The sequence below is a fragment of the Bradyrhizobium sp. genome, assembly GCF_049691595.1.
Classification (GTDB): Bacteria; Pseudomonadota; Alphaproteobacteria; order Rhizobiales; family Xanthobacteraceae; genus Bradyrhizobium.
In genome coordinates this window covers 1-10,327 of the sequence record NZ_JBAVNZ010000105.1, presented here as the reverse complement: position 1 = coordinate 10,327, position 10,327 = coordinate 1, and the positions used below count along the sequence as shown (strand labels likewise).

The 10,327-nt window shown below is 64.4% G+C and carries 10 protein-coding genes; 1 reads left to right on the top strand and 9 read right to left on the bottom strand.

The window, feature by feature from the left end; all coding sequences use genetic code 11:
• The 8 genes from WCE35_RS04810 to WCE35_RS04775 all read right to left on the bottom strand — a co-directional run.
• Positions 1-596: ATP-binding cassette domain-containing protein (locus WCE35_RS04810; protein ID WP_424592199.1), on the bottom strand; the 596-nt coding region annotated here is incomplete at its 3' end.
• Positions 593-1,588 (bottom strand): ABC transporter ATP-binding protein, encoded by a 996-nt coding sequence (locus tag WCE35_RS04805; protein ID WP_424592198.1) that lies wholly within the window; start codon positions 1,586-1,588, stop codon positions 593-595. The genes WCE35_RS04805 and WCE35_RS04810, both read right to left, overlap by 4 nt.
• Entirely contained in the window at positions 1,585-2,457 is an 873-nt protein-coding gene (locus WCE35_RS04800; RefSeq protein ID WP_424592197.1) for an ABC transporter permease, read from the bottom strand. Before WCE35_RS04800 ends, WCE35_RS04805 begins: the two co-directional genes overlap by 4 nt.
• Entirely contained in the window at positions 2,444-3,394 is a 951-nt protein-coding gene (locus WCE35_RS04795) for an ABC transporter permease (RefSeq protein WP_424592196.1), read from the bottom strand. The genes WCE35_RS04800 and WCE35_RS04795 overlap by 14 nt, the downstream gene beginning before the upstream one ends.
• A gap of 6 nt (positions 3,395-3,400) precedes the next feature.
• Positions 3,401-4,942, bottom strand: a complete 1,542-nt coding sequence (locus WCE35_RS04790; protein ID WP_424592195.1) for an ABC transporter substrate-binding protein — start codon at positions 4,940-4,942, stop codon at positions 3,401-3,403.
• A 130-nt stretch (positions 4,943-5,072) separates the two neighbouring features.
• Positions 5,073-6,278: a CaiB/BaiF CoA transferase family protein gene (locus tag WCE35_RS04785; protein ID WP_424592194.1), complete on the bottom strand. Its 1,206-nt coding sequence runs from the start codon at positions 6,276-6,278 to the stop codon at positions 5,073-5,075.
• A 456-nt stretch (positions 6,279-6,734) separates the two neighbouring features.
• The gene (locus WCE35_RS04780) at positions 6,735-7,892 is read right to left on the bottom strand and encodes a patatin-like phospholipase family protein (RefSeq protein WP_424592193.1); all 1,158 of its coding nucleotides are present in this window, start codon (positions 7,890-7,892) and stop codon (positions 6,735-6,737) included.
• Between the two features lie 68 nt (positions 7,893-7,960).
• Positions 7,961-8,785: a 3-hydroxybutyrate dehydrogenase gene (locus WCE35_RS04775; RefSeq protein ID WP_424592192.1), complete on the bottom strand. Its 825-nt coding sequence runs from the start codon at positions 8,783-8,785 to the stop codon at positions 7,961-7,963.
• A 182-nt stretch (positions 8,786-8,967) separates the two neighbouring features.
• Here WCE35_RS04775 and WCE35_RS04770 point away from each other — a divergent pair, with 182 nt between their 5' ends.
• Entirely contained in the window at positions 8,968-9,870 is a 903-nt protein-coding gene (locus WCE35_RS04770) for a LysR family transcriptional regulator (RefSeq protein WP_424592191.1), read from the top strand.
• A gap of 25 nt (positions 9,871-9,895) precedes the next feature.
• Here the strand turns inward: WCE35_RS04770 and WCE35_RS04765 are convergent.
• The coding region (locus WCE35_RS04765; RefSeq protein WP_424592190.1) for a peroxiredoxin-like family protein at positions 9,896-10,327 on the bottom strand (432 nt) is incomplete at its 5' end.

Here is a 10,327-nt window from a genome sequence, read left to right as displayed (position 1 = left end):
GGGTAGCCGAGCACGGCGGCCGGGTACTTCGTCCACCCCAGGTACTTGTGGGCCTCCCGTTTGTGCACCGCCTCGTAGGTGATCCACAGCACCAGGGCGGTCAGGGCCAGGGGGGCCAGGTAGCGGACCGGCCGGGTGATCACGTCGGCCACCCGCTGGAACAGCCGGCCGTAGCGCTCGAACAGCACCGAGGTGGGCGGCCGGTCCTCTTCCTCCTCCCACCAGATCACCAGCGGCTCGGCGATGATGTCGCCGATCCGCCGCCGCGGGTTGAGCGAGGCGATCGGGTCCTGGAAGATCAACTGCACACGCTGGCGCATCTTGCGCAGGGTATCGCCCTGCATCGCGGTCAGGTCGTGGCCGTCGAACAGCACCCGGCCCGATACCGCCCGGCGCAATTGCAGCACCGCGCGGCCGAGCGTCGACTTGCCGCAGCCGCTTTCGCCGACCAGGCCAAGTGTCTCGCCGCGCGCAATCTCAAGGCTGACCCCGGATACCGCGTGGATGGTCCGACCACCCACCGGATACTCGACCACGAGATTTTCCACTCTTAGAAGCGGCTCTTGCAAAACGGCGGTCGCGGCCTGCTGCATCATGCGGAGACACCCGATGCGATCGCGATCGGATGGAAGCAGGCATATTGGTGCTGCCGCGATTCGGCTTCTGCCAGCGGTGGCTTCGCCGTGTGGCACTGCCCCGCCGCGTATCGGCAGCGCGGCGAGAACGAGCAGCCTTCAATGGGCCGGGTCGGATCGGGCGGGCGCCCCGATATCGCCGGCAACGGCGTATGCGGCGCGGCGTCGATCTTCGGGATCGCCGCGAGCAAGGCTTCGGTATAGGGCATGCGCATGTTCCTGAACAAGGCCGGCGTCGGCGCCCGTTCCACCACCCGCCCGGCATACATCACGGCGACCTCATCGGTGCGGCCGGCGACGACGCCGAGGTCATGGGTGATCAGGATCATCGCCATGTGCCGGCGGCGCTGCTCGCGCGCCAAGAGATCGAGAATTTGCGCCTGGATCGTCACATCGAGCGCGGTGGTCGGCTCATCGGCGATCAAGAGTTTCGGTTCGCAGGACAGCGCGATCGCAATCGCCACCCGCTGCCGCATGCCGCCGGAGAGCTGGTGCGGGTATTGCGTCAACCGCTGTTCGGGGGCGGGAATGCCGACCGCGGCGAGCAACTCGACGCTGCGCCACTTCGCCGCGGCGGTGTCGAGCTCGAGATGCTCCCGCAGCGTCTCGATCAACTGGGTGCCGATGGTCAGCACCGGATTGAGCGAGGTCATCGGGTCCTGGAACACGACCGCCAGCGACCGGCCGCGCAGCTTGCGCAGCTTTTCCGGCGCAAGCCGCAGCAGGTCCTGGCCGTCGAACATCACCCGGCCGGAGAGTCTTGCCTTCTCCGGCAGCAATTGCAGGATCGCGCGCGAGAGCATGGTCTTGCCGCACCCGGATTCGCCGACGACGCCCAGCGTTCGCCCGGCGCCGACCGTCAGGTTGACATGGTCCACCGCGCGCAGATTGCCGCGCGGGGTCGGCAGATCGACCGACACATCTTCCACGGAAAGCAGCGTCGCCTCGCTCACAGCACGCCCTGCCTGGGATCGGTGAACGCGCGGAGCGTGTCGCCGACCAGGTTGAAGGAGAGCACGGTCAGGAACATCGCGATCGCCGGCATGAAGGCGAGCCTCGGAGCGACATCCAGGCTCTCGCGGCCCTCCCCGATCATGCTGCCCCAGCTCGAGATCGGCGGCGGCACGCCGAGCCCGAGGAACGACAGCGCGCCCTCGACCACGATGGTGACGGCGACGCCGAGCAGGAAGAAGGCCAGCAGTGGCAGCAGCACATTGGGCAGTAATTCGCGCAGCAGGATGCGCGCATGCGTGGCGCCGAGCGCCTGGGCTGCGATGACGAATTCGCGCCGCGCCAGCGTCAGGGTCGACGCCCGCGCCACCCGCATGAAGGCGGGGATGCCGAGCACGCCGAGAATGCAAGTGAGGTTGAGCAATGACTGCCCGAGATAGGCGGTCACCGCCAGCGCCAGGATCAGCGGCGGAAACGCCAGCAGCACATCCATGCTGCCGACGACCAGCGTCTCGAAGCGGCCGCGGAAATAGCCGGCCAGCATGCCGAGCGCGCCGCCAAAGGAGAGCCCGATCACCGGCGCGCAAAGCCCGACCACCAGCGATATTCGCGCGCCGTGAATCAGCCGGGCCAGCTCGTCACGGCCGAGGCCGTCGGTGCCGAGCCAATGCTGCGCCGAGATCGGCGCCCGCCGCTCCAGCATGTCCATGTCGGTCGGGCTCGGCAGCGGCAGGACGTCGGCCAGGATCGCCACCGCGAACACGAACACCATCCAGCCGACCGCCAGCCAGAACAGCGACCCGAGCCGGCGCGCCCGCCGCACCGGCGCCACGGTCAATTCCCGATCGATGGTCAGTTCAAGCGTGGCCATGGCGAATCCTGGGATCAAGCACGGCGTAAAGCAGATCGACGATGAAGTTCATGACCACGAAGCCGGCGGCGACCAGCAGCACCACCCCCTGCAGGATGATGAGGTCGCGGGTATAGATCGCGCCGACCAGCAGCCGGCCGATCCCCGGCAGCGCAAAAATCGTCTCGACGATCAGCGCGCCGCCGATCAACCGCCCGATATTGATTCCGGTAATGGTGACAAGGGTCAGCGACGACGGCTTCAAGGCATGCACGAACAGGATGCGCGAGGCCTTCAGTCCCTTGGCCTTGGCCAGCGCGATGTAGTCCTCCTGCAGGGTTGCGATCATGTCGGAACGCAGCACGCGCATGATGCCCGGCCATTCGGCGAACGCCAAGGTCAACGCCGGCAGTACGAAGAACCGCAAATTCCCGGCAGGGTCCTCCCCGAACGGCACGTAGCCGGTCGCCGGCAGCCACCTCAACTCGACCGCGAACAGGTAGATCAAAAGAATCGCCGACAGGAAGGTCGGCACCGACAGCATGCTGAAGGCGCTGCTGGTCATGATGCGATCGAACGCGCCGCCGCTTCGCACCGCGCAGGCGATCGCGAGCGGAACGCCGATGGCAAGGCCGATGATCTCGGCCAGGATCATCAGCTCGAACGATACCGGCAGCCGTTCGGTCACCGCCTGCAACACGGTCTGCCCGGTGCGGAACGACCGCCCGAAATCGCCCTGCAGGACGTGGCCGAGCCAGCCGAAGTAGCGCACCCAGATCGGCTGATCGAGCCCCATGTCATGGCGCAGCGCCGCGACCTTCTCCGGCGTCGCCTGGTCGCCCAGGATCACGTAGGCGAGGTCGCCCGGCAAGAGCGAGGCAATGACGAAGGTCAGCATCGAGACGGCGAGCAGGACCGGCACGAGGTGCAACAGCCTTCGCGCGATGAAGCCCGCCATGAAAGGCTATTCCTTCCAGACGCCGGATACGTCGACCACCCCGCTATACATTTTGGGCAGGCCCTTCAGCTTCGCGCTCGAGATCGCGTAATAGGTGTTCTGGAAGGTCCAGAACCAGATCGCCTCCTGATTGATCAGTCGGCTGATCGCGCAATAATCCTCGGTCCGCTTGGCCTGATCGGCGGTTACGCGCGCACGCTCAAGTAATTTGTCCAGTTCCGGATTCGAGTAATTGGCGAGAGCGACCGGGCTGCCGGTATGGAAATTCGCGTACATCTGGACGTCGGGGTCGGCGAGATCGACGATCCGCCACCCGATCAACTGGAACTGGCGCATAAAGGCGCGCGGCACGAAGGAAGCCTGATCGATCTGCTCCAGTTCCATGTTGGCGCCGACCTGTTTCCAGAACTGCTGGAAGACCTGCCCGGCATTGCGCCCGCGCGGCGTCGCGGTGAAGAGCATCTTGAAATCGACCGGCTTGCCATATTCCTTGATCAGCGCCTTGGCCTTTTCAACGTCGTAGGGCAGCGCGCCGTCATCCTTGCACTTCACCCATGAGCCATCGCCGTAGGGGTTGCTGGCCGGCCGGGCCAGGCCATTGGTAAGGGCCTGCGACATCTTCTTGCGATCGATCGCCATCACCAGCGCCTGGCGCACGCGGACATCGTCGAACGGCGCGACCTTGGTGTTGAAGGCGGCGACCGCGGCGCCGGACCCGGCATAGGTGTGGACGGTCAACTTGGGATCTTTTTGAGCCCTCTGGATATTGTCCGCATCGTATTCATCGTCCCAGACGATATCCGCCTCGCCGGATTGCAGGCTGGCGAAGCGCGACTGCGAATCCGGCAGCGGCTTGAGGATGATCCGGTCGAGGTAGGGACGGCCCTTGTTCCAGTAGTCCGGGTTTTTTTCGAGCACCAGGCGGTCGCCTGCCGTCCAGGACTTCGGGATATAGGGACCGGTACCGACGGGATTGCGGTTGTAGTCGTCGCCTTTGGTCTTCCACGCGGTCGGCGACTGGATCACGAAGTTCGAACCTGGAGGCGATAGGATCGCGGGCAGATTCACCGACGGATCGTTCAGATTGTAGACGACTGTCAGTTCGTCCGGCGCCTGCACATCGTGGATGAAAGCGATGTAGAACGCGCACCGGCATTTGTTGGCCGGATCCTTCTGGCGGTCGAAATTTTCCTTGACCGCCTGGGCGTTGAACGGCGTGCCATCATGGAATTTGACGCCGGGCCGCAGCTTGAAGGTCCAGGTCTTGAAGTCATCCGAATGGGTCCAGGACAGCGCGAGCTTCGGCTGCGCCATGCCCTTGTCGTCGAGAAAAGTGAGTGTGTCGAAGATCGCGGCCGCCGCCGTTGCCGCCGCGGTATCGAACACGCCGACCTTGAGCGGATCGAAACCGGGGATATCGAGTTCGAGGCCGACGGTGATGCTGCCGCCCTGTTTCTGGGCGCTGGCGGGGACCGCAAACAGCGCGGCGCCAAATGCCGCCACAAGAAAAAACGGCGCAAACGCGCGCGAGCGGGTTGCCGCGTTCATGGGTGCTTCCTCCAGAGGGCGTCCGTCCGGTGGTCCGGATCGGTTCACGACCGCCGCGAAGATGTCTGGAATCGCCGTTCCCGGCAAGGCCGTAACAGCCCGCCGGATCATAAGCCGCAGGGATCGCGCCTCAGCCGCGCGCCGCCATCGGCGGCTTGCCCGCAAAGCCCGCGATTTCATCCTCCGACAGGCCGGTCTCCTTCAGATAGGCCAGCGTATGCTCGCCGAGCGTCGACATCCGCCTGGCCGCCGACACCGAGGCGCCGGACATGCGGAACGGCAAATTGAGGACCTTGAAGGTCCCTCCTCCGTCCTCGACCTCGGTCAACGCGCCGCGATGCGCGAGCTGCGGATCCTTCAAGGCTTCGGCGACGGTGCGATAGGCCGACGAGGGAACGCCCTGCTCATTCAGCGCGGCGAGACATTTTACCGTCGGGACCGTGCGCGACCAGGCCTCGACCCCTTCCATCAGGCTTCCCCAGTTCTCGCGGCGATCGGAATAGATGGCAAAGCGCGGATCGCCGACCCACTCGGGATGACCGATCACCTTCATCAGGCTCTGGAAGGTTTTTTCGCTGGCGATCGCGACCATGACATAGCCGTCCGAGGTCTCGATCGGGCCGAACATCGGCCGCTGGGTCGGCTTCACTTCGAATTGCGACCACTGCAATTCGCTCAAGGTCAGGGTCAGCATGGATTCCAGCATCGAGACGTCGATATGCTGGCCCTGATGACTGGCGCGCCGCTGGTACAGCGCCGCCGAGATCGCGCCAAAGGCATAGACGCCGGTGAGGACGTCGGCGTGGTAGATGCCGCAATAGTCAGGCCGGCTTCGCCCGGGCTGATAGGCCAGATGCGCCATCTCATAGCCGGAGGCCGCGTGAATCACCGGCGCATAGGCCGGCAGTTCCGCCGAAGGCCCGGTCTGGCCATAGCCGGAGATCGAGCAATAGATCAGCCGCGGATTGAGCTCGCGCAGCGACGCAAAATCGAGCTTCAACCGCCGCATCACGCCGGGGCGGAAATTCTCAACCAGAACATCGGCTTTCGCGACCAGCCTGCGAACGACCTCGATCCCCCCAGGCGACTTCAAGTCGAGGATGAGGCTCCTCTTGCCGATGTTGAGCTGGCCGAAGGCGGTGCTGCAATTGTTGCGCAGCGGCGGACGGCTGCGCATCGTCTCGCCCTCTTCGGTTTCGATCTTGACGACCTCCGCGCCCATGTCGGCGAGCATCCGCGTGCAATGAGGTCCGGCGATCGTGGTCGAAAAATCCAGCACGCGCAGGCCGTCAAAGCTCCTTGTCGAATTCCCCGCATCGCTACCGGCTAATGTCATCCTTGAAGCTCCTCGCGCGGCCCTTTTGTCCTTGGCGCGGCGTGACCCTAGGTCGCGCAGCCCTGACAGGGAAGCGGTCTGTTCCGGAACCTGCCCGGCTGCGCCGGCATTTTGGCCAGAAGCAAATTGGACCCTTTCTTGCAAGGCACCATTCGGGATGGAACGAGGGTGCCTGTTGAGGGTGTTATTCGTCACCACGGAGATGGACGACTTACCTATGCAGCTATTATGTCGTCCACCACAAGAAGGGACCGTTTGCGCCGGTCGAATGGCGGGTCAAGGAAATACTGAATGATTTTAAGTGTTTGCGGCGAGCTTCTGCCGCTTCGAATGCGGTTTCGCCGAAGTGACTGGTGCCGGCACCGGTCGGAGCCCGACGGGACTTGATTCAGCCAATCCAAAGACGGAATTGGCCGAGCTTTTTCATGCATTTAATGAACGCGCATCGGGCTGTCGTCACTCCGCCGCCTCCGGCATGATTTCCGCCTGCTCGTGGAGAATGACCCCCGCGAGCGGATCGAACTCGCCGATCCAGGGCTTGCGCGCGAGGACCGCCCTGGTGTGGGTGTAACCGGCGTCCCAGCGCTGCATGATACCGGACGGGCTGAAGTCGATGTCCTTGGTGTGGTTTTCGCGTGCGAGCTGGGGAGCCAGCAGCCGTACCACATGCATCCGCGTCGGGCAGCCATAGCTCGCCAATTCCCGCACCGCCTCGCTGCTGCGGTCAGCTTCAGGCAGCCGGGCGGCAAGCTGGTTGATGACGTGGCGCAGGCGATGCGCCTGCTGCTGGCGCGCGATGTGGCTGGCGATCCGGCTGGAATACTGAACGTCCTTGTGCCGGTTCAGCACTTCCGCCATCGTGGTCGGCTCGGTGCCGGATGGATTCCACAGATGCACCGCGAAGATCAGCGAGTTCTTGCGCGGATTGTCGTCGAACACCGCTTCGGTCGGCGTGTTCGACAGAATCCCGCCGTCCCAGTACAACTCGTCGTCGATGCGAACGGCCGGAAACGCCGGCGGCAAGGCGCCGGAAGCCATGATGTGCTTGACGCCGAGTTGGCCGTCGCGGCTGTCGAAATAGCGCATCTGGCTGCTGCGGACATGGGCGGCGCCGACCGTCAGGCGCGGCCGGCATTGATTGAGCAGATCGAAATCGACCAGCTCGGTCAGCGTCCGCTCCAGCGGCGCGGTCGAATAATAGCCGGCGTTATCGGCGCCGAGCGGATAGCTGTCCCCGGCATGGGCAAGGGGATTGGGCCTGAAGAAGCCCGGAATTCCATTGGTCACCGTCGACCAATAGGACAGCTTTTCGTTGAAGTCGGGGAAGACGTCGCGGAAATGCCAGACCGGATTCTGCTCCATCTTCTTCCAGAACTCCCGCAACCGGGACAGCCGGTTCTGCGGCGAGTTGCCCGCGATCAGGCTGGCATTGATGGCGCCGATCGAGGTGCCGATGATCCAGTCCGGCTCGATGCCGGCTTCGTGCAGCGCCTGGTAGACGCCGGCCTGATAGGAGCCGAGCGCGCCGCCACCCTGCAGCACCAGCACGATCTGACCCGGCTCTTTCAGCGATCCCCTTGCCGGCAAACGCTTGTCGTTCTGAACGTTGTTCATGGTACGCTCCCTTCGGATATCTCGCTCCCGGACGTTCGCGAGCCGGTTGGTTTTGTTACGCTCACAGTTCAGTGTGCGGTCCAGCCGCCATCGACCGGCAGCGCAATGCCGGTGATGGATGCCGCAGCCTCGCTGGCGAGAAACACGGTGAGCGCGCCCAGTTCTTCGACCGTCGCAAACCGCTTGTTCGGTTGCTGCGCCAGCAGCACGTCGCGGATCACCTTTTCGCGGGAAATCCCGTGTGCCCTGGCCTGGCCGTCGATCTGGGCCTCGACCAGCGGCGTGTAGACGTAACCCGGGCAGATCGCGTTGCAGGTGATGCCTTCTTCCGCGGTCTCGAGCGCGGCGACCTTGGTCAGCCCGACGATGCCGTGCTTGGCGGCGACATAGGCCGCCTTGAAGGGTGACGCGACCAGCCCGTGCGCGGAGGCGATATTGATGATCCGGCCGAATTTGTTCTGGCGCATCGCCGGCAGCGCCAGCCGCATGGTGTGAAACGCCGACGACAGGTTGATCGACAGGATCGCATCCCACTTCTCGATCGGAAACTGGTCCAAGGGGGCGACATATTGAATGCCGGCATTGTTGACGAGCACGTCGAGCCGGCCGTGCTCGCCGATCGTGGCGGCGATCATCTCGGCGATCGCCTCGGGCCTCGTCATGTCGGCCGCCGAGTAGCCGACCTTGACGCCGCAATCGGCCGATATCTGATCCCTGGTCCTGGCGATCTCGGCAGCGATGCCCAGGCCGTTCAGCACCACCGCCGAACCCGCCGCCGCCAGCGCGCGGGCGATGCCGAGCCCGATGCCGCTGGTCGAACCCGTGACCAGCGAGACCCTGCCGGCAAGCGGTTTTGTGACTGACCCATCCTGCGTTTTCAACTGAATGTTCACGACAATCCCTTTCCCGCATTCGGCGCCGCGCGGCGCGGTGCATCCGGGCCCAATCTGCCCGGCGCGCGGGATATACGGAAATGCCCATTGGCTTCCGAAACCATAGGCTGCCGCTATGCGGCAGGGTGTCATTGCCAGGGATTTTCGGCTAGTTTGCCGGGATTAGACAGGGCAGCACGATCATGGAAATGCATCAGGTCAGGTATTTCCTTGCCGTCGCACGACTGTTGAACTTCACGCGCGCGGCCGAGGATTGCAATGTCACCCAGCCGTCGCTGACGCGGGCGATCAAGCAGCTCGAGGCCGAACTCGGCGGTGACCTGTTCCGGCGCGAACGGCCGGCGGCGCAACTGACCGAGCTCGGGCTGCGGATGCACCCGCTGCTGCAGCAATGCTACGACGCCGCCAGCGGCGCGCGCTCGCTCGCCTCCTCGTTCAAGAGCGGCGAGATCGGCGCGCTCAGGATCGCGCTGACCCACTCGATCGACCTGTCGCTTCTGATCCCGCATCTCGACCAGATCAAGCGGCAGTTCAACCGGCTGGAATTCAAATTCCTGCGCGGCAGCAGCGACGAAGTCGGCGAATTCCTGAAGAATGGCGAGGCCGAACTCGGCATCGCCGCCGAGCTCGGCGATGACTGGGAGCGGCTGGATATCTGGCCGCTGTTCACCGAAAACTTCGATCTCGTCGTCAACCGGCGGCATCCGCTGGCGGGCCGCGACCATATCGGGTTCGACGACCTGCGGACCGAGCAATGGCTGTCCCGCAGCTACTGCGAACATTCCGGTCGGCTCGGCAAATCCCTTCGCGAGCATGGCATCGACGTCGATCGCAGCCACGAGATTTCGTCGGAACGCGACCTGATCGAGTTGCTGGAGGCCGATATCGGCGTGGCCGTCATCCCCCACACCGCGTCGATTCCCGATACGCTGAAGCGCGCGAGCGTCGACGGGCTGGATTCGCGGCGCACGGTTCACCTCTACGGCGTCGCCGGGCGCCAGCGCACCGCGGTGGCGTCGGCCGTCATGCGACTGCTACGTGGCTCCGACTGGCAACAGTTCATGAGCAAGAGCGGGAACGCGTGAGGATGCGTCGGGCTGCTATCTGAGCCTAGTGTGACTCGCTGGCGCACCGCACCGCGGTGATCAGATCCTCGATCTCCATCCGCTTGCGGAAATCCGGATCGACGAATCGCGCCTTCACCAGCCCGTCCCGGCCGACCACGAACGTCGCGGGGATCGGAAGCACCCAGCCGTCATTGCCGTGAAAATCCGACAGATCCAGGTAGGACAGCAAGCGCTGGATTTCCACTCCGAGCCAGATCGCGAGATTGAGCGACAGCGCATAGCCATTGTCGAGGTCGGTCAGGACAGGGAATGGCGCGCCGGACTCGGATTTGAACCGTTCGGCATATTTCTGCGTCTCGGGCATGATCGCGACCGTCTGGCCGCCCAGCGCCTTGATCCGGTCCTGTGCCTGGATCACCGCGCGCACGTTCAATCGGCAATAGGGGCACCAATGACCGCGGTAGAACATCACGAC

Coding starts and splice junctions, on each gene's coding strand:
- WCE35_RS04800 (WP_424592197.1), bottom strand. CDS start 2,457: ATGGCCACGCTTGAACTGACCATCGATCGGGAATTGACCGTGGCGCCG.
- WCE35_RS04795 (WP_424592196.1), bottom strand. CDS start 3,394: ATGGCGGGCTTCATCGCGCGAAGGCTGTTGCACCTCGTGCCGGTCCTG.
- WCE35_RS04790 (WP_424592195.1), bottom strand. CDS start 4,942: ATGAACGCGGCAACCCGCTCGCGCGCGTTTGCGCCGTTTTTTCTTGTG.
- WCE35_RS04785 (WP_424592194.1), bottom strand. CDS start 6,278: ATGACATTAGCCGGTAGCGATGCGGGGAATTCGACAAGGAGCTTTGAC.
- WCE35_RS04780 (WP_424592193.1), bottom strand. CDS start 7,892: ATGAACAACGTTCAGAACGACAAGCGTTTGCCGGCAAGGGGATCGCTG.
- WCE35_RS04770 (WP_424592191.1), top strand. CDS start 8,968: ATGGAAATGCATCAGGTCAGGTATTTCCTTGCCGTCGCACGACTGTTG.